Origin of the sequence: Pseudomonas sp. CBC3, from assembly GCF_037967085.1 — a bacterium.
Taxonomy (GTDB): Bacteria; Pseudomonadota; Gammaproteobacteria; order Pseudomonadales; family Pseudomonadaceae; genus Stutzerimonas.
In genome coordinates this window covers 783,950-809,458 of sequence record NZ_JBANEO010000002.1, presented here as the reverse complement: position 1 = coordinate 809,458, position 25,509 = coordinate 783,950, and the positions used below count along the sequence as shown (strand labels likewise).

Annotated in this window: 21 protein-coding genes; 15 read left to right on the top strand and 6 right to left on the bottom strand. The window is 61.0% G+C overall.

All coding sequences use genetic code 11. The features are described from left to right. Nucleotides 1-112 precede the first annotated feature (112 nt). Nucleotides 113-355, bottom strand: a complete 243-nt coding sequence (locus tag V6943_RS10930; protein ID WP_340553471.1) for a glutaredoxin family protein — start codon at nt 353-355, stop codon at nt 113-115. A 404-nt stretch (nt 356-759) separates the two neighbouring features. Here V6943_RS10930 and V6943_RS10925 point away from each other — a divergent pair, with 404 nt between their 5' ends. The 6 genes from V6943_RS10925 (at nt 760) to V6943_RS10900 (ending at nt 5,949) form a co-directional block, all read left to right on the top strand. Beyond that, entirely contained in the window at nt 760-2,046 is a 1,287-nt protein-coding gene (locus V6943_RS10925) for an OprD family porin (protein ID WP_340553470.1), read from the top strand. Nucleotides 2,047-2,274: 228 nt separating this feature from the next. After that, nucleotides 2,275-2,676 carry a DUF883 family protein gene (locus tag V6943_RS10920; RefSeq protein WP_340553469.1) on the top strand — a complete coding sequence of 134 codons (402 nt, stop codon included), beginning with the start codon at nt 2,275-2,277 and terminating at the stop codon, nt 2,674-2,676. Between the two features lie 17 nt (nt 2,677-2,693). Next, a complete protein-coding gene (locus V6943_RS10915) occupies nt 2,694-3,074 on the top strand; it encodes a phage holin family protein (protein WP_340553468.1) in 381 nt (126 codons plus the stop codon). Next, nucleotides 3,071-3,373 carry a hypothetical protein gene (locus V6943_RS10910; RefSeq protein ID WP_131648495.1) on the top strand — a complete coding sequence of 101 codons (303 nt, stop codon included), beginning with the start codon at nt 3,071-3,073 and terminating at the stop codon, nt 3,371-3,373. The genes V6943_RS10915 and V6943_RS10910 overlap by 4 nt, the downstream gene beginning before the upstream one ends. 144 nt (nt 3,374-3,517) lie before the next feature. Then, a complete protein-coding gene (locus V6943_RS10905) occupies nt 3,518-4,849 on the top strand; it encodes a deoxyguanosinetriphosphate triphosphohydrolase (protein WP_340553467.1) in 1,332 nt (443 codons plus the stop codon). Nucleotides 4,850-4,854: 5 nt separating this feature from the next. Then, a complete protein-coding gene (locus tag V6943_RS10900; RefSeq protein ID WP_340553714.1) occupies nt 4,855-5,949 on the top strand; it encodes an FUSC family protein in 1,095 nt (364 codons plus the stop codon). Here V6943_RS10900 and V6943_RS10895 read toward each other — a convergent pair. After that, the gene (locus V6943_RS10895; protein ID WP_197444615.1) at nt 5,939-6,283 is read right to left on the bottom strand and encodes a YggL 50S ribosome-binding family protein; all 345 of its coding nucleotides are present in this window, start codon (nt 6,281-6,283) and stop codon (nt 5,939-5,941) included. The two genes, V6943_RS10900 and V6943_RS10895, sit on opposite strands and share 11 nt — an antisense overlap. Before the next feature lie 205 nt (nt 6,284-6,488). Between V6943_RS10895 and dacB the strand changes: the two genes are divergently transcribed. After that, complete coding sequence (gene dacB, locus V6943_RS10890; protein WP_197444614.1) at nt 6,489-7,997, top strand: D-alanyl-D-alanine carboxypeptidase/D-alanyl-D-alanine endopeptidase; 1,509 nt, start codon at nt 6,489-6,491, stop codon at nt 7,995-7,997. 75 nt (nt 7,998-8,072) lie between these two features. On the opposite strand, the gene rlmKL is transcribed toward dacB, so the two are convergent. Then, nucleotides 8,073-10,253 (bottom strand): bifunctional 23S rRNA (guanine(2069)-N(7))-methyltransferase RlmK/23S rRNA (guanine(2445)-N(2))-methyltransferase RlmL, encoded by a 2,181-nt coding sequence (rlmKL, locus tag V6943_RS10885; protein ID WP_197444613.1) that lies wholly within the window; start codon nt 10,251-10,253, stop codon nt 8,073-8,075. Nucleotides 10,254-10,595: 342 nt separating this feature from the next. Between rlmKL and rmf the strand changes: the two genes are divergently transcribed. Then, a complete protein-coding gene (gene rmf, locus V6943_RS10880) occupies nt 10,596-10,811 on the top strand; it encodes a ribosome modulation factor (RefSeq protein WP_021207445.1) in 216 nt (71 codons plus the stop codon). Between the two features lie 90 nt (nt 10,812-10,901). Here the strand turns inward: rmf and V6943_RS10875 are convergent, their stop codons facing one another. Next, entirely contained in the window at nt 10,902-11,942 is a 1,041-nt protein-coding gene (locus V6943_RS10875) for a quinone-dependent dihydroorotate dehydrogenase (protein ID WP_340553466.1), read from the bottom strand. A 110-nt stretch (nt 11,943-12,052) separates the two neighbouring features. After that, nucleotides 12,053-12,274 carry a DUF2835 domain-containing protein gene (locus V6943_RS10870; protein ID WP_131648488.1) on the bottom strand — a complete coding sequence of 74 codons (222 nt, stop codon included), beginning with the start codon at nt 12,272-12,274 and terminating at the stop codon, nt 12,053-12,055. A gap of 167 nt (nt 12,275-12,441) precedes the next feature. Here V6943_RS10870 and V6943_RS10865 point away from each other — a divergent pair, with 167 nt between their 5' ends. Continuing rightward, nucleotides 12,442-13,347 carry a DUF6685 family protein gene (locus V6943_RS10865; protein WP_340553712.1) on the top strand — a complete coding sequence of 302 codons (906 nt, stop codon included), beginning with the start codon at nt 12,442-12,444 and terminating at the stop codon, nt 13,345-13,347. Between the two features lie 169 nt (nt 13,348-13,516). On the opposite strand, the gene V6943_RS10860 is transcribed toward V6943_RS10865, so the two are convergent. After that, nucleotides 13,517-18,367, bottom strand: a complete 4,851-nt coding sequence (locus tag V6943_RS10860; protein WP_340553465.1) for an NAD-glutamate dehydrogenase — start codon at nt 18,365-18,367, stop codon at nt 13,517-13,519. Between the two features lie 280 nt (nt 18,368-18,647). Between V6943_RS10860 and V6943_RS10855 the strand changes: the two genes are divergently transcribed. From V6943_RS10855 to V6943_RS10830, 6 genes are read left to right on the top strand one after another with little or no spacing between them, the layout of a single operon-like run. Then, nucleotides 18,648-19,607, top strand: coding sequence for an AAA family ATPase (locus V6943_RS10855; protein ID WP_131648486.1), 960 nt, complete (start codon nt 18,648-18,650; stop codon nt 19,605-19,607). Beyond that, on the top strand, nt 19,607-20,575 hold the full coding sequence (locus V6943_RS10850) for a DUF58 domain-containing protein (RefSeq protein WP_181102218.1): 969 nt from the start codon (nt 19,607-19,609) through the stop codon (nt 20,573-20,575). The genes V6943_RS10855 and V6943_RS10850 overlap by 1 nt, the downstream gene beginning before the upstream one ends. Next, nucleotides 20,572-21,066, top strand: coding sequence for a DUF4381 domain-containing protein (locus V6943_RS10845; protein ID WP_340553464.1), 495 nt, complete (start codon nt 20,572-20,574; stop codon nt 21,064-21,066). Before V6943_RS10850 ends, V6943_RS10845 begins: the two co-directional genes overlap by 4 nt. Then, entirely contained in the window at nt 21,059-22,075 is a 1,017-nt protein-coding gene (locus tag V6943_RS10840) for a VWA domain-containing protein (protein ID WP_181102222.1), read from the top strand. Before V6943_RS10845 ends, V6943_RS10840 begins: the two co-directional genes overlap by 8 nt. Then, nucleotides 22,072-23,796, top strand: coding sequence for a VWA domain-containing protein (locus V6943_RS10835; protein WP_340553463.1), 1,725 nt, complete (start codon nt 22,072-22,074; stop codon nt 23,794-23,796). The genes V6943_RS10840 and V6943_RS10835 overlap by 4 nt, the downstream gene beginning before the upstream one ends. After that, nucleotides 23,793-25,412, top strand: a complete 1,620-nt coding sequence (locus V6943_RS10830; RefSeq protein ID WP_340553462.1) for a BatD family protein — start codon at nt 23,793-23,795, stop codon at nt 25,410-25,412. Before V6943_RS10835 ends, V6943_RS10830 begins: the two co-directional genes overlap by 4 nt. The last annotated feature ends 97 nt before the right edge of the window (nt 25,413-25,509 follow it).

Genomic DNA, 25,509 nt, shown 5'->3' with positions numbered 1-25,509 from the left:
GATTCGAGCAGCCAGGATTCGCCAACATGGCGTCCTGCCGTTTCGGTAACAACTATCTAACCCAGCGCCCTAACCAAGCCATCTATCGCTGCAATTGCCCAGGCGCAACGGCTTATTGACGCAGAAACCAGACGACCTGTTCGGTTTCAAATGGCCAATCCAACTCAGCCCCCGTATCGACTCGCCGGAGCACGGGTATACGCAGCCCATAGTCGTCGACCCATTCAGGCCTGTCCGCTATATCCATCAATTCCACCAGCAGACCACGCTCCACCAACGGCAACACTACTGCCTCGGCCTGCTCACATAGATGGCAGCCCAACGTTCCAAATAGTTGGCATTCAGGAAGGTACATAAGTGCGCTCATTGAAACTGGCTGCACGCAATTCTAGCAGCCTCGCCCTGATCCGACTGCCGCTAGCCGACCTCATTCCTTGGCGTAACGAACGAGAAAGTGTGATCTCTACCCCAGTCAAACGATGGTTTGGTTTAGGGAATCGACGCGAGGCCGGCAAACGGCTAGGATGCGCGAACCCAAGCGGCCACAGAGCTGTAGGGCCGAATAGTGTTCGTGCGTATCGGTAGCGATTGATGCTTGCATCAAATCAACGTAAAGCAACTACCGATCAGTTCAACCGGCACTTTCGCACTCTCGCCTCAAAGACTAAGGTCTAAAGGCTGAAATACCTATGTAGTGCTTTATTGCACAGCGCCGTAAAGAGCGACTTCAGAGCATCATCCAACGAGGAGAAATAAGAAATGCTCAAGACCCCAATCGCCCGGGGCGTGGCACTCGCCACTCTGGGAGCAACACTGGCTATCCCTACCATGGCTCAAGCCGCCTTCATCGAAGACACCAAGGCCAGCCTGGAACTGCGTAACTTCTATTACAACCGTGACTATCGCCAAGATAGGACTTCGGCAACAAACCCTACTCAATCCAAGCAAGACGAATGGGCGCAAGGCTTCCTGCTCCGTGTTGAGTCGGGTTACACCGAAGGTACCGTAGGCTTTGGTGTCGATGCGCTCGGCCTGCTTGGCGTAAAACTAGATTCGGGCGGAAGCGGCGTCGATCGTCGTACAGGAACAGGTCTTCTGCCGGTCGGCGACTCCGGCGCACCGGATGATTATTCCCAACTGGGTCTGACTGCAAAGGCCAAAGTATCCAAGAGTGTTCTGAAAGTCGGTACTCTGCAGCTGAAGAACCCTGCTATTGCCACCAGCGATAGCCGTCTGCTGCCGGCCGCGATGCGTGGCGCCCAGCTGGTTTCCAACGAAATCGATGGCCTGACTCTGGACCTGGGTTACGTTGACCAAATCAATGACCGGAACTCGACCAACTATGAAGACATGGTCGTCAATACGTCCGGTAAAAGCATTACTGGTACTACCGATGTAGAATCCGACGAGTTCGTTTATCTCGGCGGCACTTACAAAGTGACCAAGGACCTGAGCGCTTCCTACTACTACAGCAACTTGGAAGAGTTCTACAAGCAGCACGCACTGAACCTTGTTCATGTGCTGCCGATCGCCGAAGGCCAGTCGCTGAAGACCGACCTGCGCTACCAGCGCTCTACGGACGACGGCAACACTAACGTCGACAACAAAGCCTTCGGCGCTATGGTCACCTACTCGCTCAGCGGCCATAGCTTCGGTCTGGGTTATCAGAAAATGTCCGGTGACACAGGCTTCGCCTATGTCGGCGGCAATATTGACCCCTACTTGGTTAACTTCGTACAGATCGGTGACTTCGCTCAGGCCGACGAGAAGTCTTGGCAGGCTCGCTATGACTTCAACTTCGCCTCTATCGGCATTCCTGGCCTGACGTTCATGACCCGCTACGTTACTGGCGATAATTTCGAGCGCGCCGGCGTATCGGAAGGCAAAGAATGGGAGCGCGACACCGACATCGGTTACACCTTCCAGGAAGGCGCGCTGAAGAACCTTAACTTGAAATGGCGCAACGCTACTTTCCGCAGCAATGGTACTGCTAACGATATCGACGAAAACCGTCTGATCGTCAGCTACACCATCCCGCTGATGTAATAGCGGCTACCGCATGCAAATGCAGTAGATAGAAAACCCGCTTCGGCGGGTTTTCTTTTTTCTGACATCCCACACTACTGCGAAGCCAATCTGAAACTGGCAAGCGGGCCTTAATTCGATCACAACGCGAATTGACTAACCGAAACGGGAACCTTGCGCCGACACCATGCTCGAAAACTCTAGGCACCGGGACCTGTCGTCCCTGCGCGATTAAAAGAGGAGCTGCAGATGTCTACCGAATCGACTTTCGGCACCAATGACAACACCCCGATTCCCGACGCAACCATGGGAACCTCCGCACCCCTGTTCGATAAATCCGCACATCGCCGCAACCTTCAAGCCGCTCAGGCTGCGCTCATCGATGAGTTTCATACGTTGATCGGCGATACGGAGCGTCTGCTGAAACATACGCAGGACACCGCAGGCACCCAGACCGAAGAGTTGCGCGGCAAGATCAACGCGAACCTGACCCGCGCCCGGCAGATGCTCAAGGAGCAGGAAGGCTCGCTTCGTGAGCAAGGCCAGGCGGCTATTCAGTGCACCGAGGAATATGTCCACACCCACCCCTGGCAGTCGCTGGGCATCGCGGCTGGGGTCGGCTTTCTCTTCGGCCTGATTACCCGCCGCTGATGTGGGGAACCGATCCAATGGAAACCAAGTATTCCGATGAGGCCCCTGCCCCCTCCATCAAAAAGATGGGCAACGCGCTTGCCGGCCTCATCCAGGGGCATCTGGAGCTTGTCGGAATAGAGCTACAGGAAGAGCGGGTACGGGTCTTCAAACTGTTTCTGCTGGCCAGCATCAGTCTGATACTCGGTTTGCTGATCCTGGTAGGGCTTTCGGCGGCGATCGTGATCGCCTTCTGGGATAGCAACCCTATCGCGGCGATTCTGATTCTCTGTGCGACATACGCGGTTGTACTAGCGGTATGTATCAGCCGTGCAATCCGCCTCGCCAAGGCGAGCGCTTCGCCCTTCCAGGCGACGGTCGAAGAATTGGCCCGCAATCGGGAGCGTCTACTGCCATGAGCCTGCCTCTCAGTAATTCCAGCGATCTGACCATGCGCAAGGATTTGATCCGGTTGCGCATGGAAATGAACCGGCAACAAATCCTCTACCACTCTCAGCCCTTGGCTCACCCATTCCAGCGAATCAAGGGGATGGTGGCGAATAGAGCTACCGGAGCCGATCAGCACATACCAAAAGCACCCCTGATGGTTGCCGCAACCTTGGCCATGACGCTCTTCGGACGTCGCCTGGGGAAAGTTGGCAAACTTGCGCGACTGGGTCTCCTTCTGTATCCGGTGATTCGCAAGCTGCGGCATTAGTGGTGTGGCAGCGCCTAGCGGTGACGAAATACGGTAGGCTGCTGCCTGTGCGCGAACATTTTCCCGGCATGATGCGCTCTCGCTGACGGAATGGCGCCGCTTGGCCTATTGGTCCCCACTGACGGCATCACAAGGAGTTGCTCTTTGGACTGGAACACCCTGCTCAATCGTGAACGGCTCGGGAAATCCGTCCACAGCAATGAAGAACTTGGTCGAAGTCCATTCCACAAGGATCACGACAGGATCATCTTCTCCGGCGCGTTCCGCAGGCTTGGTCGCAAGACCCAGGTGCATCCGGTCTCAAGTAACGACCACATCCACACCCGCCTAACCCATTCGCTAGAGGTTAGCTGCGTTGGGCGTTCACTCGGCATGCGCGTGGGTGAAGTTCTGCGCGAAGACCTGCCGGAATGGTGCAGTCCGGCGGATCTCGGCATGGTCATTCAGTCGGCGTGTCTCGCGCATGATATTGGCAACCCGCCGTTCGGACATTCTGGCGAAGATGCCATTCGACATTGGTTCCAGCAGGCCGCGGGGCGGGGCTGGCTCGATGACATGAGCGACGCCGAGCGAGCCGACTTTCTCAACTTCGAGGGCAACGCACAGGGCTTTAGGGTGCTTACACAGCTCGAATACCATCAGTTCGATGGTGGCACGCGGCTGACCTACGCAACGCTCGGCACTTACCTCAAGTACCCCTGGACATCGCGCCATGCCGAGGCGCTCGGCTACAAGAAACACAAATTCGGTTGCTATCAGAGCGAGCTGCCGCTGCTCGAACAGATTGCGTCGAAGCTCGGCCTACCGAAGCTGGATGAACAGCGATGGGCGCGCCATCCGCTGGTCTATCTTATGGAAGCGGCGGACGACATCTGCTACGGCCTTATCGATCTGGAAGACGGGCTCGAAATGGACCTGCTCGACTATCCCGAGGTCGAGGCGCTGCTGCTGGATCTGGTGGGCGAAGATCTGCCGGAAACCTACCGGCAATTGGGCCCCGGCGATTCGCGCAGGCGCAAGCTGGCGATTCTTAGAGGCAAGGCTATCGAACACCTCACCAACGCAGCTGCACGCGCCTTTGTCGAACAGCAACAGGCACTACTGGCAGGCCAACTCACCGGGGATCTGGTCGAGCATATGCACGGCCCCGCCAAGCGATGCGTGGTACAGGCCAAAGCCTTGGCGCGGCAGAAAATCTTTCAGGACAAACGCAAGACGCTGCATGAGATCGGCGCCTACACGACGCTCGAGATACTGCTCAACGCCTTCTGTGGCGCGGCGCTGGAGCAACACGGCGGGCGTACGCCGTCGTTCAAGAATCGCCGCATATTGGATCTGCTTGGCAGCAATGCTCCAGACCCCGACTGGCCGCTGTATCAGTCATTCGTTCGGATGATCGACTTTATCGCCGGCATGACCGACAGCTACGCGACCGAGATGGCCGGCGAAATGACTGGACGCTCGAGCCCGACGTGAGCCAGATGAAAATACCGTTGTGGAAGATCGTCGGATGGCAGCCTGGCCGCCCCGCCTGGGGAGCGGCGGCCGTGGCGGGCCTGGGCTGCGCGTTGCCGCTCCTGCTCGGCCTGTTCAGCGGCCATCCGGGTTTTCTCTGGGCCACGGTCGGGGCCTTCCAGGCAGCCAAGGCGAATCCGCTACACCGTCTCGGAATGTTGCGAATGCTGTTGCTGATAGCCCTTGGCGCCGGCAGCGCCGGCCTCGGGTTCTGGTCGGCGACTCATCCACTGATCAGCCTCGGCCTGTTCGCCTTTTACGGTCTGTTGTTGGCATGGCTGCAACGTTACGGCAGCGAGGCCGGCAAGCTCGGGATAGGCTTGGCCATCTGTCTCTGTCTTGGCCAGGGCCAGTACGGCATCGGCGATTTCAACAACCCTCAAGCGATTGCCGCTCTGTTCGCGCTGGGCGGTCTCTGGGTGACCCTGCTCGCCTTCGGCTTACGCGGCATGCATGGCCTGCGCATGTGGCCATACATGCCGCGGCTGCTCAGCTTGATGAAAGTGCTGCGCCGACGAGCGCTGCGCACGCCGATTCGCCAGTGGCGACTGCATGCACTCACCTACATGATCGCAGCTGCCGCAGGCGGTCTGATTGTCAACATTGCGGATCTTCCACGAGGCTACTGGCTGACGCTGGCGGTTTTCACCACGCTGCAGATGGATCTGCAACGCAGCCTCGCTCGGGCTTTGCAGGCCGGGGTCGGCATACTTTGTGCAGCGGCGGTGTTGATCTACATGGGCCACAGCCTGGCCGATCCGCCGATGATGGTCATGATCATGCTGCCGCTGGTCATGCTCAGCCGGGCGTTCCAGGCACATCACTATGGGCTTTTCGTCTTGCAGACGACCCTGAGTTTCCTGTTATTGGCCGAAACCCTGGCGCAAGACTGGGAATTACCACAACTGCGCCTGATCAACGCTGTGATTGGCGTGGGCGTAGCGTTAGCCGTTACGTTGCTGGTGTATTTGCTGCGTAGGCTGTTTGCCCGGATTGCATTGCGCAAACGCGGGCAAACGGCCACAACCGATCAGGACAAGAACGACTCGATCATGCCTTAGCGTTGATCTCGTTTTCCGGGTACCAGACGTCCATCAGCGGGCTTACGTTAAATTCGGACAACTCGTTGCGCCCTTTGAGCCACGCCTCGACCTGACCGCGCTGCTCTTCGTTGACCGAGCCACGGCTGGCCAGGCAAACGAAACCGTAATCCTCACCACCGATATAGCCCAGACCATTGGCTTCGATGGCCTCGGTCAGAAAGGCTTCGAGGAAATCGTCCACCGCCTTGGCATCAAGACCCTCACCGTAGGTCAGAGTCACTTCAAAACCCAGTTCCTGGAATTCGTCGACACAGAGTTTCTTGCGCAAACGACGCGAGCGATTGGTAGCCATTGAATCGGTCCTTTTTTCTAACGAGATGACGGCGCGCACTCTAACAGCAACGCCGCGCTTGTGCGATTGCATCAGGCCGCACTGCTCATCGTCTTTTTGCAGACTCTCGACATCGCCGTCTACGCTTGTCGGATGAGAAGTACGTCACTTCTCGGTCACGGGCATAATGGCCCGCCATTTTCCCTGAACGTAGTAGGGAACCTCCATGTCATTGATTCTCGCAAGAACTGCCCCAGCCAATAGGGGCAGCGCAATCGGCAGATTTCTAGGCCGTGTCGCCGCCGCCGCACTGACGCTACCGCTGGCATTCCCGGTATATGCCGAAGCCATCAATCAGACCCTACCGCCGCGCGTCGCGCAGGCACTCAAGGCAAACAAGATCGAGAGCAGCGCGCTGTCTGTCGTCATGCTGCCGCTCAACACCAACGCGACCCCGACGTTCGTGAATGCCGATGTATCGGTAAACCCCGCCTCGACCATGAAACTGGTCACGACCTATGCCGCACTGGAGTTGCTGGGTCCCAATCATCAATGGAAAACGGAATTCCATGCCGATGGCCCAATTGAGAACGGCACGCTCAATGGCAATCTTTATCTCAAGGGCGGCGGCGATCCCAAGCTCAACATGGAGAAGCTCTGGCTCTTGCTACGAGACCTGCGCGTCAACGGCGTGCAGACCGTGACCGGGGATTTGGTGTTGGATCGCAGCCACTTCGTTCAGCCAGCCCTGCCGATCTTCGATGACGACGGCAATGACAAGAACAAGCCCTTCCTGGTCGCACCGGACTCGCTGTTGGTCAATCTCAAGGCGCTTCGCTTCATCGCCCGTAACGATGCCGGCAACGTGAACGTCGTCGTCGAGCCACCGATCGCCTCGGTTCGTATCGACAATCGCATTCAGGCTCTGCCGAAGGCCAAGTGCCCAGGCTGGCCCGATATTCGCTACAACCCGATCGAAGATGCCGAAGGCGTTACGGTCGTCGTTACCGGCAAGCTTCCGGCCGGCTGCAGCGGCCAAACCTATCTGGCGCTACTCGATCATCAACGCTACGCCGCAGGCGCCGTGCGTGCGATCTGGAAGGAACTCGGTGGCAGCATCCTCGGTGAGGATCGCGTCGCCCCGGTACCCGACGACGCGCGAATGATCGCCCGTGCTTACTCGCCGGATCTGGTCGAGATCATTCGCGACATCAACAAATACAGTAACAACACCATGGCGCGGCAGTTGTTTTTGAGCCTGGGTGCCGAATTTCGCAACGAAACGGACGCGGATGATTCCATGGCCGCGCAGCGTGTGATCCGTCAGTGGCTGGCGAAGAAGGGACTGATTTCACCGCACCTGGTCATCGAGAACGGCTCAGGCCTGTCGCGTGCCGAACGCGTCAGCGCACGGGAACTGGCGAGCTTGCTCCAGGCTGCATGGCAGAGCCCCTACGCCGCGGAATTCATTTCCTCGATGCCACTCGCAGCGATTGACGGCACCATGCGCAAGCGTCTGCGTAATACTGGCGTCGCCGGCAAAGCACATATCAAGACCGGCACGTTGAACAACGTGCGAGCAATCGCCGGTTATAGCCGCGACAACGATGGCAACACCTGGGCAGTCGTCGCGATTCTCAATCACCCCCGGCCCTGGGGCGCGTCTTCAGTGTTGGACCAGGTACTGGTCAGTCTCTACAACCGCCCAGGCAACGAAAGCACTGCGCAACGTTAACTCGGCGTGCCGGCGGCTGGCACCGCCGGCACGGGCTCGACTGAAACGGCGAGCCGATTACCTTCTGCGAAAGCTTCAACGCGCCTGGAGCTTCCAGGCACGGTGAATCTTGCTGTTGCGACGGAAGTCATCGTCCAACGTGGCACTGGTGATCTCTTCGACGGCGTAGCGCTCGGCGATACCTGCGTCGAGCACGAACTTGCGGAAGTTGTTGGAGAAATACAGCGTGCCGCCTGCTGCCAGCCGCGCCATGGCCAAGTCGAGCAAAGCGATATGGTCGCGCTGGACGTCAAAAACGCCTTCCATACGCTTGGAGTTCGAGAAGGTCGGCGGGTCGATGAAGATCAGGTCGTACTCGCCACGATCCTCTTCCAGCCAAGCCATCACATCGCCCTGCTCCAGACGCTGCCGATCGGACAGGCCGTTGAGCGCCAGATTGCGCCGCGCCCAGTCCAGATAGGTTTTCGACAGATCGACGCTGGTCGTGCTGCGCGCACCGCCCTTGGCCGCATGTACCGTGGCTGTCGCTGTGTAGCAATACAGATTGAGGAAGCGCTTGCCGGCCGCTTCGCGTGCGATGCGCAAGCGCATCGCACGATGATCGAGGAACAGTCCGGTATCGAGATAATCCGTGAGATTGACCAGCAACTTGACGTCACCCTCGCTGACCTCCAAAAACTCTCCTTGGCTGGCCTGGCGTTCGTACTGCCGCGTCCCGCTCTGACGCTCGCGCCGCTTGACCACCACGCGCTCGCGAGAAACGCCCAGTGCCTGCGGGATCGCACTTAGTGCATCGTATAGGCGCGCCTGGGCTTTCTCCGGATCGATCGAGCGCGGCGGCGCATATTCCTGCACATGCACCCAGTCCCCGTACAGATCGATGGCTAGGGCGTATTCGGGCATGTCGGCGTCATATAGCCGATAGCACTGGATGCCCTCCTTACGTGCCCACTTGCCAAGCTGGCGCAGATTTTTCTGCAAGCGGTTGGCGAACATCTGGCCACCCTCGCTGAGGCGCGCCAGTTCCATGGCGGGCTCCTGCTCAGGCTTGTTTTCAGTGGACGCTTTGCGCTGACCAGTGACGAACTGATCCAGCTCGACCTTGATCAGCAATAGCTTGCACGGCAACGCACCGTTCCAGAAGGCGTATTGCTTGTGGCTGCGAATGCCCATGCGCTTGCCGAGATCGGGCGCCGACGTCAGGACCGCAGCCTCCCAACCGAGGCAGGCCTGTCGCAGCCGCTCGCCAAGATTCTGGTAGAGATAGACCAGGCTCGCCTCATCGCCCAGACGCTCGCCGTAGGGCGGATTGCAGATCACCAGGCCTTTCTGATTCTGATCGGGCCGGGGCTCGAAGGTCGCCACATCGCCTTGATACACACGGATCCAGTTAGCCAGCCCGGCGCGCTCGATATTGTTACGCGCCGGCTGGATTAGCCGCGGGTCCGCCTCGTAGCCACGTATCCACAACGGTTGCCGGGCCATACCCGCCTCGGCCCGCGCCTGCGCTTCGGCATGCAGGCGGTTCCAGATGGCCGGAACGTGGCCAAGCCAGGCGCTGAATCCCCAACGCTCGCGACGCAGGTTCGGCGCGATGTCCGCCGCCATCATGGCGCCCTCGATGAGGAAAGTACCGACGCCGCACATGGGGTCCGTCAGCGCCCCGCCCGCTGCGGCGATGCGTGGCCAGCCAGCGCGGATCAGTACCGCGGCGGCCAGATTTTCCTTCAATGGCGCGGCACCCTGCTGCAGACGATAACCACGCTGATGCAGGCTGTGCCCGGAAAGATCCAGGGAAAGAACCGCCTGACCGCGATCCAGACGTACATGTATGCGCAGGTCCGGATTCAACTTGTCGACGCTAGGGCGCTCGCCAGTGGCCGTGCGAAGGCGATCGACAATCGCGTCCTTGACCTTCAATGCGCCGAAGTGAGTGTTGTCGATCCCCGATCCGTGGCCACTGAACTCGACCGCCAAGCTGCCGCTCGCTTCCAGGTGCTCTGACCAATCGATCCGATGAACGCCGTCATACAGCGTTTCGGCGTTTTCTGTGGCGAAACGATCGATCACCAGCAGCACCCTGTTAGCCAGCCGCGACCAGAGACATAGCCGATACGCTATCTCCATGCCAGCGAACCCGCGGATCGCAGCGGTCTGCTCACGCGCCTCTTCGAGTCCGAGCTCGGTGGCTTCTTCAAGCAGCAGGCCTTCCAGCCCTTTTGGGCATGTGAGGATGAGTTCGTAGCGATCGGTCATGGCATGGTCCAGAGAATGTAGGCGACCGGTGGGGATTCCCGTTCCGGATCTCGTTCGATAGGGGTGCAGTCAGGACTGGCTTACTGCGAATCAGACGCAACGGGGCGCCGGAAAGCTGCGTCTTGCCTGCCTTATGGGCAGCGCTACTGTTTGGTTACCTGCTTATGACAAAACGATCATTCCCGCCTCGGAGCCATTAGGTTAGAACTCGACTCAGCCCGGCATCGCAACGATGTCCGGCAGATGTCCGCCACGCCGGCAGCGGACTTCGCTGGCAGTCTATCTGCCGACCTCGCCATGAGGTCAACAGGAACACCAGTCAACCACTGAGGGCAATACCCAATGAGAAGACTCAAGCGTGATCCGATGGAACGAGCATTTCTACGCGGTTATCAGCATGGCATACACGGTAAATCTCGCGACCTCTGTCCTTTTTCTCATCCCGAAGTACGCCAAGCCTGGATTAACGGCTGGCGGGAGGGTCGCGGCGACAACTGGGATGGTCTGACCGGCGCCGCCGGTCTTCATCGACTGAACGAACTCCACGCGGTCGGCTGACACGATCACACCGACCTCAACTGGCACGCCCCACCCGGGCGGCGGGCTTGAAGCCCGGGGCTCCCTCAGGGAGCCCCTCCGGGCAACCAATCAGCGATTCACTTCCTTTCTTGATTGCAACGCGGCGATGGCATCCACCGCCTCGCGTATCAATGCTGGCCCCTTGTAGATGAAGCCCGAATACAGCTGAACGAGGCTCGCTCCGGCTTCGATCTTTTCCGCCGCGTGCCGGCCTTCCGTGATCCCGCCGACCGCAATGATCGGTAGACGACCAGCCAGGGTTTCAGCCAACACCTTTACGGTATGGGTGCTTTTCTCGCGCACCGGAGCCCCCGAAAGCCCACCGGCTTCGTCGGCATGGGCAAGCCCCGCGACGCCTTCACGGCTCAGCGTGGTGTTGGTCGCGATGATCGCGTCCATCCCAGCCTGAAAAACCGCTTCGGCCACCAGCACGGTTTCTTCGTCGCTCATGTCCGGCGCGATCTTGATGGCCAGCGGCACACGCTTGCCATGCAGTATTTCCAAGTCTTCGCGGCGTTGGCGAAGCGCGTCGAGCAATTGTTTGAGCGAATCACCGAATTGCAGACTGCGCAGTCCCGGCGTGTTGGGGGAACTGACGTTGACGGTGACATAGCTTGCCTGGTGATAAACCTTGTCCAGGCACATCAGGTAGTCGTCCTGGGCACGCTCGACCGGTGTATCGAAATTCTTGCCGATGTTGATACCCAAAATGCCTTTGAATCGCGCTGCATCGACCCGGTCCAGCAGCGCATCGACCCCATGGTTGTTGAACCCCATGCGATTGATGATGGCTTCGGCCTCAGGCAGGCGGAAGATACGCGGCTTCGGGTTGCCCGGCTGCGGCCTCGGCGTCACGGTACCCACTTCGACGAAGCCGAATCCCAGCTGGGACATTCCGCAGATCGCTTCGCCATTTTTATCCAGTCCGGCCGCCAGCCCCACCGGATTGGAAAAATCCAGGCCCATCACGCGCACCGGCAACGCGGCCGGCGTCTTGTTCAATAGCGCGTTGAGCCCCAGACGACCGCCTGCACCGATAAGATCGAGCGATAATTCATGGGACGTCTCGGGGGTGAACTTGAACAACAGCTGGCGAGCCAGGTTATACATACGCAGCCTAGATCCTGGAAAGTGTGGCGCGGGAGTATAGCAGGCAGGAGGATTCGTCAGCGGGGCGAAACGCAGTTCGACCACCCGCATCGCCCTTATTCGAGCGAGCGTTAATCGAGGCGGCGCAAGCGAATCAGCTGGCCCTCTGGAGCAAATTCCATCTCGAATGAACCAAACACGCCCGCACTTGTCAGAAAGGGTCGCAGATGATGGGCCGGTAAGCTGACATTTCTTCCTTCCCGGCTCTTGATCAGGATGCGATTGGCGCGCCCCTGGTAGACCGCCAACAGTTTTTCGGCGGGCAGCGCGATATCCAGCACGAGGCTTGGCATGGAGGCTCCTCATTGATCAGCTCAGCGATTTTGCCATATTGGCGCCCTGCGGAAGATACATCGCCGGTACCCGAATATCTCATCTTCGAGCAAAAGCTCGGCAAACACGGTGCACGGCCTCGCCCGCTCTGCCACACTTCGACCGTTGCCCCATGCGTTCATCCACAATGATGAGCTTGCCAGAGCCGATGCCACCCGTGACTTCCCGAATCTCCAGATTTGCCCAGCGCCTTGGGCTGACCGGCAAATCGCCGCGCCAGATTCTTGAGCACGCCAGCCAGATCCGATTGCCGTTCGCCCCGCTCTGCGAACCGGCACCGAGCATCTTCTGGAACGACGGACCGTGCCTGCAGCGATTCGTCGATCTCCCGAGAAGCGCCCTGTCCGGCCCGATACAGGAAGACAAGGCCCGAGCTCGCGCGGCTCTGATGCGACTCGTGCGTCAGGAGCAGAGCAGCCATCGGGCAATCGACCTGCGGCAGATCGACGGGCTCGGTGGCCAAAGCGCCGACGGAATGACCTATCCGACGTTCGAAGCCCTGGCTGCCACACCAGCTTGCCGTCAACTCCGCGTGATCAGCTACAAGGATTTCGTTCGGACCATCACCACCGCCCTGCCCGATTTTCTAGCTCGGGCTCCGATCGAGCTTCGTCAGGCCAGTTGGCTGGGCGAGCGCATTTATTGGACGGGCGAGCACCATGCCGAAGCCTTCGCCTGCGCCATCGCCTATGCGCGACTGCGTGGTCTGGAAGTGAGCCTGCCTTGCGAGCTGACCGACTACCGGCTCGACGCGGGCGGGCTGCATGCACTGGATAACGAATATCACGCCGTCACCATGCCAGCGCAGGCCTGGAATGATCGTGAATTCATGGGGCTATTGCTGGAAGCGAAGATCCCATACGCCCGCTTGACGCTCCTGCGCAACGCCAACAACACCGAATTACTCCTGCTAGACAAGCGACGGCCGGCCGCCAATGCGCTCGGCGAAGGACTGAAGCTGGCCGGAGCGCCAGACATGGTGCGTTATCTGCACCACCTGCCACAGATAACCCGTTTCCGCCTCGGCAACTAACCCGTACAAAGCGGACTAAACGTCGCCCTTATAATCACGGCGGCCATTCCATGGACGGGCCGCTGCGTAACCTCGAGGCCAATTGCACAACGCGAAACGCCGGTGCACACGACATGCACCGGCGTTTTAACGAGCGCCAGCTACCGGGCAGTCCGGCAGCTGACCGTTACTACGGTTGCGTGCTGTTCAGCGCCAGGTCCTGCAACTCGCGACCGGCGACGGCGTACATTGCGTAGTCGACACTGCTGGCGCCCTGCAACTCGACCAGCATCCGCCGCCAGCGCTGGACTTGATACTCACGCTGCTCCAGCCAGAGCTGAACCCGAGCATCCAGATCTTCCGGTGCGTCACTCATCTGCAGCACCGACACCGTGATCGCACGCTGCTGAGCATCGAGATCATCGCGGAAACTTTCCCGCGCCAGCGCCTGCCAGTTGTTCTCGACCGGAAGCGCGGTGATCTGCTGCAGATACCAGGGCAACTCCAGCGCGCCGCCGACGGCAAAATAGGCCGCGGCGACATCAGCCGGCGGCTGACCGGTCTTGTCGGCGGCTTCGAGGATTGGCAACAAGGTGTACAGGTGGTTGGTGCCAGCCACCATCCGCGCCAGCAGCTCAGGGACGCCTGCCTCGGTGTAACGCTCGTAACGGCCCTGCCACAACTCACGCGTACCGCCTTGGAGCAGCGCGTCGAGCTTCAGGCCAAGCGCCGCCACACGCGGCCCGAAATGAGCGATGTCACGCGCCGCGTCCAGCTCGTTGCGACGGTTGCGCAGGAACCAGCGGGTCGCACGGCGGCCCAGACGCATGAGTTCATTCATCAGATTGAGCTGCAGCTCGGCCGGCACCTTGTAATCCAGCGCTTCGATCTGGCGGAACCAGTGCGGCAGATGGAAGATGTCGCGCACGATCACATAGGCGCCAGCGACGTTCGCGGCGCTCAGGCCGGTGGCCTCTCTGAGGCGCTGCACGAATGTGATGCCCATGTTGTTGATCAGGTCGTTGGCGATCTGCGTGCTGACAATCTCGCGCTTGAGGCGATGCTGCAGCATCGGCTGACGATAACGCTCGCTCAGCAGCTGCGGGAACGCGCTTTCCATCTCTCTCGCCAGATAGGCATCGTCCGGCACGCGTGACTGCAGCAGCGCTTCCTTCAGATCGATCTTGCTGTACGAAATGAGCACCGACAGCTCGGCACGCGTCAGGCCCTTGCCCTGGTTCGCGCGCTCGGCCAGGGCCTCGTCGCTCGGTAGGAACTCCAGCGCGCGATCCAGCAACCCATCGGCTTCAAGGCCGGTAATCAACCGCTTGTACTCACTGCCACCTTCACGGGCACGGTGCTGCGCTTGCGACAGCGCCTGGGTCTGCTTGTAGTTGTCATGCAACACCAGCTCGGCCACCGCATCGGTCATCTCGAACAGCAGCTGATCGCGCTGCTTGCCGGTCATGTCGCCGGCGCTGACGATCTCATTGAGCAGGATTTTGATATTGACCTCATGGTCGGAGCAGTTGACCCCACCGGCGTTGTCGATGAAGTCGGTGTTCGAGGCACCACCGTGCAGGCCATATTCGACCCGCCCCAGTTGCGTGACACCCAGGTTGCCGCCTTCGCCAATCACTTTGGCCCGCACTTCGTTACCGTTGACGCGCAGCACGTCGTTGGCCTTATCGCCGACATCGGTGTGGCTCTCCATGCTGCTCTTGATGTAGGTACCGATACCACCGTTCCAGAGCAGATCAACCGGCGCCTTGAGCAATGCATGGATCAATTCGGCGGGTGTGAGCTGATCCGCGGCGATATCGAAACGCGCTTTCATCTGCGGAGTGATCGCGATGCGCTTGGCCGACCGCGAAAAGACGCCGCCGCCCGCTGAAATCAGCGAGATATCGTAATCGGCCCAAGACGAGCGCGGCAGATCGAACAGACGCTTGCGTTCGATGAAGCTGCGCGCCGCATCAGGATCGGGGTCGATGAAGATGTGCAGGTGGTTGAACGCTGCGACCATTTGCAGGGTTTCGGACATCAGCAAGCCGTTGCCGAAAACATCACCGGCCATGTCGCCGATGCCGATCACGCTGACCGGGTCGCGCTGAACATCGATGCCGCGTTCGCGGAAATGTCGCTGCACCGACACCCAGGCGCCCCTGGCGGTGATCCCCATTTTCTTGTGGTCGTAACCCGCCGAGCCGCCGGAGGCGAAGGCATCGCCCAGCCAGAAGTCATAGTCGGCGGCGATGCCGTTGGCTATGTCGGAAAAAGTCGCGGTGCCCTTGTCGGCCGCCACCACCAGATAGGGATCGTCTTCGTCATAACGCAACACGTTGACCGGCGGGACGACGTTGCCGTCCTTGAGGTTGTCCGTGATATCCAGCAAGCCGCTGATGAAAATTCGGTAGCAGGCGATTCCTTCGGCCAACACCTCGTCGCGCGAGCCACTTGTCGGCAGCCGGCGCGGAACGAAGCCCCCCTTTGCGCCGCCCGGCACGATGATCGCGTTTTTCACCTGCTGCGCCTTCACCAGGCCCAGCACCTCGGTGCGGTAATCCTCTTCACGATCCGACCAGCGCAGCCCACCACGCGCCACCTTGCCGCCACGCAGATGCACGCCTTCGACCCGAGGCGAGTAGACGAAGATCTCGAATTTCGGCGCCGGCCGCGGCATCTCTGGAATCGAGCGGGGATCGAGCTTGAAACTGAAATAGCTTTTCAATTTCCCGCTGGCATCGGTCTGGTAGAAGTTGGTCCGCAGCGTCGCCTTGATCAGGGCCAGGTAGCGCCGCAGGATGCGGTCTTCGTTCAGGACCGCGACATCATCCAGCGCGGTGACAATGGCCTGTTCCAGGCGTGCCTGCTTGTCGGCCAGATCCTCTTCGCCGAGCTTGCGCGCCAGATAGAAGCGCATCTTGAACAGGCGCACCAGCTCACGGGCGATGTCGGTGTGATTGAGCAGTGCGCTGGCGATGTAACCCAGATCGAAGCCCATGCGGATCTGCTTGAGATAGCGCCCATAGGCGCGCAGTAGCGCCACCTCACGCCAGGTCAGGCCGGCTGTCAGCACCAGTCGGTTGAAGGCATCGTTTTCAGCCTGGCCGTTGTGGATGGCGATGAAGGCATCCTGCAGCGGCTCGTTGATCTCCATAAGGTCGATTTCCAGACCTTCGGCGTAGGTAAAGGCGAAATCGTGAATCCAGTATTCGCGCCCACCCTTGTGCCGCAGATGGAAGGGGAACTCGCCAAGCACCCGCAGGCCAAGGTTTTCCAGGATGGGCAACATGTCCGACAGCGGCAGCGGCGTGTTCAGGTGGTAGAGCTTGCAATGCAGGCGATTCTCGGCTGCGGTAATCGGCTGATAGAAGCTCATCACCAGCGGCCGCTCTTCGCTCAGGCTCAGCACGTGCTGCATGTCCACCGCCGCCGAATGCGGAGCGAAGCGTTCGCGGTAGCCGGCCGGGAAACCCCTAGGGAAATCAGCGAGGATGCCGGTGCCCTGCCCCTCGCCGAAGCGCTCGATTACCACGCTGGAATAATCGTCCTGCCAGGTGCGACAGGCCTGTACGACTTCCCGCTCCAGTTGAGCCGCATCGAACTGCACCTGCTTGCTCGGATCCACACGCAGCAGAAACTGCACGCGAATCAGCACGGATTCGGAAAAGTACGTGGAGAACTCGCAGCCGCTGGCTTCTAGCCGATCCATCAGCACCTGCTGGATGCGCAACCGCGTTTCGGTCGAATAGCTGTCACGCGGGACGTAGGCCAGGCAGTAGCAGAAACGCCCATAAGGGTCGGTGCGCAGGAACAGCCGCAGCTTGTTCCGCTCCTGGATCTGCACGATGGCGATCGCGGTGTCGAACAGCTGGTCGAGCGTCATCTGGAACAGCTCATCGCGCGGCAGCACTTCGAGCACCTGGATCAGCTCCTTGGCCAGATGCGCCGAATCGTCGAAGTGAGAGCGCTCAACCACCTGCGCGACCTTGCTGCGGATATAGGGAATCCGCCGCACGCTCTGGGTGTAGACCGAGGAGGTGAACAGCCCGAGGAAACGACATTCCTTGACTACCCGCCCCTGCTCGTCGAACTCGCGGATGGAAACGAAATCGGGATAGGCCGGGCGATGCACTCGGCTCGGCGTCGCAGCCTTGGCGAACGACAGCAGCAGCGGCTCGCGTAAATAGGCCAGGGCCGGCGACATGATCAGCTGATCGCTTTCCTCCAACCCGATGCGCAGCGTGCGTGACAAACCCAACAGTGACGACTCGTCATACACGATGCGTCCGCCTTCGCCCTGGTCCACCACGGTGAATTCTTCATAGCCGAGAAAGGTGAAGTGGTCATCGGCGAGCCAGCGCATGAAATCCATGATCTCCGCCAGTTGCCCGTCGCCGACGTGCTGCGGCAATGCGCTCAGTCGGGCGTAATGTTCCTCGGCCTTGGCCTTCATGGGCGGAAAGTCGTTCACGGTAATACGCACGTCGGCGAGCACCGCATGCAGCGACTGTTCCAGTTCGCGCAAGGCAGCGGCGCTGGCGCAGCGGTCTATCTCGACGAAAATCAACGACTCGGCCTTGCTGTCCTCGGCAGAGCGCCCTTTAGGCAGCAGCTCGATCAGACTGCCATCGGCGTTCCGGCGAACCTGCAGCACGCTGTTCTGCAGCGTATGAATCGCATAACCACGGCGGGTCAGCTCCATCCGTACCGAGTCCACCAGGAACGGCATATCCGGATGCAGCACCTCGACCACACTATGGGTCGACTGCCAACCGTGCTTCTCGTAGTCAGGATTGAAGACATGAACCTCTGGACTGGCCGGATCGAAACGCTCCAACAGACGCCAACTGGCAAGTGTCGAACCGACGAGATCGGTCATGCGTCGCTGGGTGAGTTCGGGCAGGGCGACAATTCCGAAGAACTGCTCGGCGAAAAGTCCTACTTGTGGCAGGAGTCTCTCGTCGACATGCTGCGCCAGGGCCACTTGCAGTTGTTGCTGAAAGTCGGCTTTGCTGGCAGCGGTAAAGAACGCCATTGGTTCGCTCCATTCTGGCTTGAGATTCAGTTAAGGCAGTCGCGGCACCAGACTGGCAACGCAACGTTCAAGTTCAACGGTAGTTCAGCAGACAAGGATTGCATCAATATCAGCCTGCCCGATCTGGCGAGCCATGGCTCTGCCAGGCAGTCTCCAATGCGTTGGTACCTCCTGAGGCGACGAAGTTGCCGAGCCGCGCATAGCTCGCTCCCCGGCAAATGAATTAAAGTCGCGACGTCGAGCGCCCCCGCCCCGACATTCCCAGCAGAAGAGCTCAGCGATGGTCCACCGTGAAGCAATAGTCGCCTTGCGACAGTTCCTTTCAACCCAGATCCTCGGCCAGGAACGGCTGATCGAGCGGTTGCTGATCGCTTTGCTGGCCGACGGGCATCTGCTCGTCGAAGGCGCTCCGGGCCTGGCCAAGACCCGCGCGATCAAGGAGCTGGCCGGTGGCCTGGAGGCCGAATTCCATCGCATTCAGTTCACCCCGGACCTGCTTCCGGCCGACATCACCGGCACGGAAATCTACCGCCCGGAAACCGGCAGCTTCGTTTTTCAGCAAGGCCCGATCTTTCACAATCTGGTGCTGGCCGACGAAATCAATCGCGCCCCGGCAAAGGTCCAGTCGGCGCTGCTCGAAGCCATGGCCGAGCGCCAAGTCAGCGTTGGCCGCAGCACCTACGACCTGTCACCGCTGTTTCTAGTAATGGCCACGCAGAACCCCATCGAGCAGGAGGGCACGTACCCACTGCCGGAAGCGCAGCTCGACCGCTTTCTGATGCACGTGAAGCTGGGCTTTCCCGATGCCTCGGTGGAGCGCCGCATCCTTCAGCAGGCTCGTGGCGAGGCCATTAACGGCGAAACTCCTCCGGAACACCGCGTCTCGCAGCAAGCCATCTTCGCTGCGCGCAAGGAAATCCTCGGCCTGTACATGGCCGATGCGGTGGAGGAATACCTGGTGCAGCTGGTCATGGCGACCCGCACGCCCGCCAAATTCGATGCCGAACTGGCCGGCTGGATCGCTTATGGCGCCAGCCCGCGCGGCTCGATCTCGCTGGACCGCTGCGCCCGCGCCCACGCTTGGCTGGCGGGCCGCGATTTCGTCAGTCCGGAAGACATCCAGGCCATGCTGTTCGATGTGCTGCGCCACCGGCTGATCCTCTCGTTCGAAGCGGAAGCCGCCGGCATCGATCAGGATCGAGTGCTGCAACGCATCCTCGACGTGGTCGCGGTGGCCTGATGCAACCCTCGCCATCGCCTGGCAGCGACGCGACGCCCTTCCAGGGCGCGGGCATTCGCGTGAGCCTGGCCGAGTTGATCGACATGCGTCACCGCGTCAGGGAAGTCCCGCTGTTCTCCAGCCCGCATCGACGCAGCTCGCTGGTCGGCCTGCATCACTCCAAGCTCCGCGGGCGCGGCGTGGATTTCGACCAGGTGCGCATCTATCAGGCGGGCGACGATGTGCGCACCATCGACTGGCGGGTAACGGCTCGCACCCAGGAGCCCCATACCAAGCTGTTCCACGAGGAGCGCGAACGGCCCATTTACATCCTTGTGGAACAGAGCCCCCGGTTGTTCTTCGGCAGCGGTCTGGCCTTCAAATCGGTACTCGCCGCCCAGGCTGCCAGCCTGGTCGGCTGGGCCGCGCTGAGTCACAACGACCGCGTCGGCGGCTTGGTTTTTGGCTGTGGCGAGCAGCACGAGGTAAAGCCTCGGCGCAGCAAGCAGAGCCTGCTGCAGCTGCTCGATCGTCTGGCCCGCGCCAACGCCAACCTGAATACCGACCAGAATTGCGATGCCGACGCGTTCGGCATGGCACTCAGGCGCGCCCGCGAAGTGCTGCGTCCCGGCAGCCTGGCGGTGATCGTCTGCGATGAGCGCACCCTGAGCGATGCCGCCGAACAACAGCTGACCTTGCTGGCCCGCCATGTCGACCTGTTGCTGATTCCGGTGTTCGATCCGCTCGACCATGCCCTGCCCGCTGCCGGTCTGCTGCGCTTCGCCCAGTCCGGCGCACGGCTGGAGCTGGACAGCCACGACGCCGCCATACGCCAGGCCTACCGAAGCCAGGGCGAAGCTCGCACCGCTCGGTGGCGCCGCCTGGCAGATCGCCTGCGATTGCCGTTGATGCCGCTCGACGCCCATCGCGAGTTGATCGAACAGCTGCGTGAACACCTCAGCGTGCAGCATCCGGGGGCGCCCCGATGAGTTCGCTCGATCAACTCGAACCCCTTATGGCTCCTGCTCCGATAAGCGCCTGGCCACCCGCGCCCGGCTGGTGGTTTCTCGCCGCATTGCTGCTCAGCCTCGTTCTGCTCGTACGCCTACGCCCCTGGCAGCGTTGGAAGCGAGACGACACGACCGAAGCCGAGCCGCCACTCGAACCTCAACGACAGATCGCCCTCGACGAACTTGCACAGCTGAACAAACCCTACGGAGGCCAGCCGGCCAACCATTGGCTGCAGCAGCTCAACGCGCTGCTCAAGCGCCTCTGCCGAACCCGTTATCCGGACGCCCACCCGCATACGCTCAGCGGGCGGGCCTGGCTGGCGTTTCTCGACAATCGCTGCCCGGCGGCTGGCCTGACGCGCTGGATGGTGTTGGTTGAAGGCGTCTATCGCGCCGAATGCCGACTGGACGACAAGGCTATCCAGGGACTGGAGCAGGCTGTGCAAATCTGGATTCGCAAACATGTTTGATCTGGCATGGCCGTGGGTCTTCCTGCTGCTGCCGCTGCCCTGGGTACTGCGCTGGCTGTTGCCCGCCGCCGACAGTGGCGATGCGGCCTTGAAGGTCAGCTTTCTCGACGACCTGGAGGCACTGGCCGGTCGCCGCGCCATGGTCACGCTGCCGGCGTGGCGCCAGCAACTTCCGTATCTGCTGGTCTGGTTGCTGCTGCTGTTCGCCGCTGCCAGGCCGCAATGGCTCGGCGAGCCGTTACCGCTGCCCACCAGTGGCCGCGACCTGCTACTGGCGGTGGATGTTTCCGGATCGATGGACTACCCCGACATGCAATGGCAGGGCGAGGAAATCAGCCGGCTCGAATTGGTCAAGCACCTGCTCGGGGACTTCATCATCGAGCGGCGCGGCGACCGCGTCGGGCTGATCCTGTTCGGCAGCCAGGCCTATTTGCAGGCTCCGCTGACCTTCGACCGGCAAACCGTGCGCACCTGGCTCGACGAGGCGGCGATCGGCATCGCCGGCGGCAACACGGCGATTGGTGATGCCATAGGTCTGGCGGTCAAACGGCTGCGTGAACGTCCAGCGGACAGCCGGGTACTGGTACTGATTACTGACGGCGCCAACAACGGCGGCGAGATCGAGCCGCTACTGGCTGCTCGCCTGGCTGCAGCGCAAGGCATCAAGGTGCATACCATTGGCATCGGCGCCGACGCGGAAAGCGGCGGCGTGCTGCAGCGTTTCGGCTTCAATGTCGGCGCCGAACTGGACGAACCGACGCTGCGGGCAATCGCTGAACAAACCGGTGGCGAATACTTCCGCGCGCGTTCGAGCAGTGAATTGGCAGCCGTCGGCGCGGCACTCGATCAGCTCGAACCCGCCGCGCAACAACCAACCCAGGCACGCGTCGCCGATGCGCTCTATGTCTGGCCATTGTCCGCCGCTTTGCTGATCAGCCTGCTGCTGGTGGCCAACAGTCTCTGGCATTCCTCACTGCAACGCCTGTTCTGGCGTGGAGAGCGGCCGTGATGGAGTTTTTGCCGCAGCTACTTCGACCCTTCTGGTTACTGATCCTGCCGTTGCCGATCTGGCTGCTGTGGCGGCTCTGGCATCGCCAGCGGCAGATCGGCCGCTGGCAACGCCTGTTGCCCGAAGCATTCCATGCCGCCTTGCTGACCCGCGGCAGGCTGCGCAACAGCCGACGCCCCTGGCTGGTGCTCGGCGCGGCCTGGCTGCTTGCCTGTCTGGCGCTGCTCGGACCGAGTTGGCAGCAGGCCGAGCAGCCGAGCCTGTCGCGTGCCGATCCGCTGGTGGTGCTGCTCGACACCACGCCTGCCATGCTCGCCGCCGACGTTCGGCCCACCCGTCTAGAACAAGCCAAACACGAGATCCTCGATCTGTTGCAGACCCGCCAGGATGCACAGACCGCAGTGGTGGCGTTCGCCGGCAGCGCCCACACGCTGGTGCCGCTGACCAACGATATCGCCACGACCCAGAATCTGCTGGATGCCCTCCAGCCCGAGCTGATGCCTGAGGCGGGTCACCGAGCGGATCTGGCCGTTGCCCATGGCCTCGACTTGCTCGTTCAGGGTGGCCATGAACGTGGCCGGTTGTTGCTGATCGGTAGCCAGCTGGATGAACGGGAGCGCTCCGCGATCGCCACGCTATTGGAGGACAGTTCCGTACAACTGCTGATACTGGGCATCGGCACCGAGCAAGGCGCGCCGATCGCCCGCGAAGACGGCAGTTTTATGAAGGATGACAACGGCGCCATTCTGATTCCAAGGCTCGATGACAATGGTTTACGCCGCTTCGCCAGCGAAATCGGCGGGCGCTATCAGCAGGCGCGGCTCGATGAAAGCGACTTGCATGCGCTGGGATTACTGGCGCGCACCGGCGAGATCGTGACCCGAGACGACACCACTCGCCTCAGCGCCTGGCTTGATCAAGGGCATTGGCTGCTGCTGCCGTTGCTGTTGCTGGCCGCCTGTGCCGGTCGCCGCGGCTGGTTGTTCTGCCTGCCGTTGATCCTCTTCATGCCGCAACCGGCCAACGCATTGAGCATGCAGGACCTGTGGTTGCGCCCGGATCAGCAAGGCATGCGCCTGCTCGAATCCGAACGTCCCGCCGAAGCCGCAGAGCGCTTCGAAAACCCGCAATGGCGAGGCTACGCTCTTTACCTGGCCGACGATTTTTCCGGTGCCGCCGAGCAGTTCGGTAAGGGCGATACTGCCGCGGACCATTACAACCGGGGTAACGCACTGGCGCGCAACGACGAGCTGGAAGCGGCGATCGAAGCCTATGATCAAGCATTGGCGCTCGACCCGGCGCTGGAACACGCCCACCGCAACAAATCCACCGTCGAAGAAATCCTGCGCCAGCGCCAGCAACAGGCGCAGCAGGAGAAAGCACCTGACGACCAGCATGTCCAGGATGCGTCGCCCGATGCCGAGCAAAAGCCTTCGACCAGCGGCTCGGCGGCCAGTCGACCCGAAGCCACCGAGCAGGTCGACGCGGATGAAGCCAGCGATGACGGCGAAACCGCAAACACCACACCCACCGCGACGCCGGAACCGATAGAGCAGAACGAGACGGATGAGTTACTTGCTCAGTCCCAGGACGGCTCGCTCGATCCCGAGCAGGATCAGGCGATGGACCAATGGCTGCGCAAGATTCCCGACAACCCCGGCGAGTTGCTGCGCCGCAAATTCCTCTACGAACAACGCAAGCGCCAGGAAACGATTAGATGACGCGGCTGATGACACTGGTGTTTTTGCTCCTGCTCGGCTGCCAGGCGAGCGCCGCTGCGCTGGTCGCTCGGGTCGATCGCACCCAGCTGAGCCTGGATGAAACCGTCGAGTTGACACTTGAGACGGGGGATATCACGGCCTTCGGCAGACCGAACCTGCAGCCGCTCGATGGCCTGTTCAAAGTCTTCGACAGCCGCCAGGTCAACCAGCTGTCCGGTGCCAATGGCGAGGCACGCACCATCACGCAGTGGCTGATCACACTTCAGCCGCTACAGACCGGCTACGTGGTGATTCCGCCATTGCAGCTGGGCGACTGGCGCAGCGAACCCATCACGCTGCATGTGAGCGAGCCTGGGAACGAAGGCAGCGACACGCTTGCGCCAATATTCATCGACTCCAGCCTCGACCAGGACAGCGTCTACGTCCAGGCGCAAGTCGTGCTGACCCTGCGCATTTACCATTCCGTGTCGCTCTACGACGACAGCACGCTGTCGCCCTTGCAGATGAGCGATGCGCTGGTCGAGCGGCTTGGCGAGCCGCGTACTTACGAAAAAGACATCAACGGTATTCGTCACGGCGTCATCGAGATTCGCTATGCGCTGTTCCCGCAGAAAAGCGGCACGTTGAGCATTCCCGCGCAGCTGTTCAGTGCGACCACCGTGGCGTCGAACGGTGCCTTTTACGGCTCTCGCTTCGGCAAATCCACCCAGGTCAAATCTCCTGAGATTCCTCTGGAGGTCAAAGCCAAGCCGGCCGAATATCCCGCCGATGCGCCCTGGCTTCCGGCGACCAATCTGACCCTGGTCGAAGCCTGGAGTCCGCAACCGCAGGACGCACAGCTGGGCGAGGCCTTGACGCGCAGCCTGATGCTGAAGGCCGAAGGCCTGTCCAGCACTCAGTTGCCACCGCTCGAATCGCCGCCGGTGGCTGGACTGCGGCGTTATCCCGACCAGCCAAGCCTGAACGACGAGGTCACCGACAAGGGCGTCAGCGGCAGCCGTGAGCAGCGCGAGGCGCTCGTTGCGACAGGCGCCGGGGAATATGTACTGCCAAGCGTAGAGCTGGTCTGGTGGAACACCGTGGAAGATCGACTGGAACGCAGCACCTTGCCCGAGCGGATGCTTCAGGTATCAGAAAACCCTGAATTTCAACATGCACCGATCGAGCATCCAGACACGCCTCAGGCGCAGACCGAAACACGGCTATGGCCGTGGCAGCTGAGCAGTGCAGTGCTGGCCCTGACCACCCTGCTCGGCTTCGGCCTGTGGCTGCGGGCACGCAGCCAGCCAGCGGTGATTCGCACGGTACAGAGCGGTCCGACACCGCGCAGCCTGCTCGACGACCTCAAGCGCGCCTGTCTGGCTAACGACACCCAGGCGACCCGCCACGCGCTCGACGCCTGGGCACGTCAGCAACCCGAGACGCTGGCGGACATGGCTGCACGCTTCGTTCCGCTGTCCGATGCACTGGATGGCTTGAACGGCGCGCTCTACAGCGAGACCGGCCAGCGCTGGCAAGGCGAGGCGCTATGGCAGGCCATCCAGAATCTGCCGACTGCTCAACCGACCATCACCGAGGCGGAAGCCGGCGCCTTGCCACCGCTGTATCCACGCTAAAGCTCGCAGAGCAGCAGTTAACGTGTGACCCGCCGCTTGAACCGCGAGCGGGCAGGTCGTCATTCCCTTTGGCATGTGGCTTGCTTCGTCAGGCACA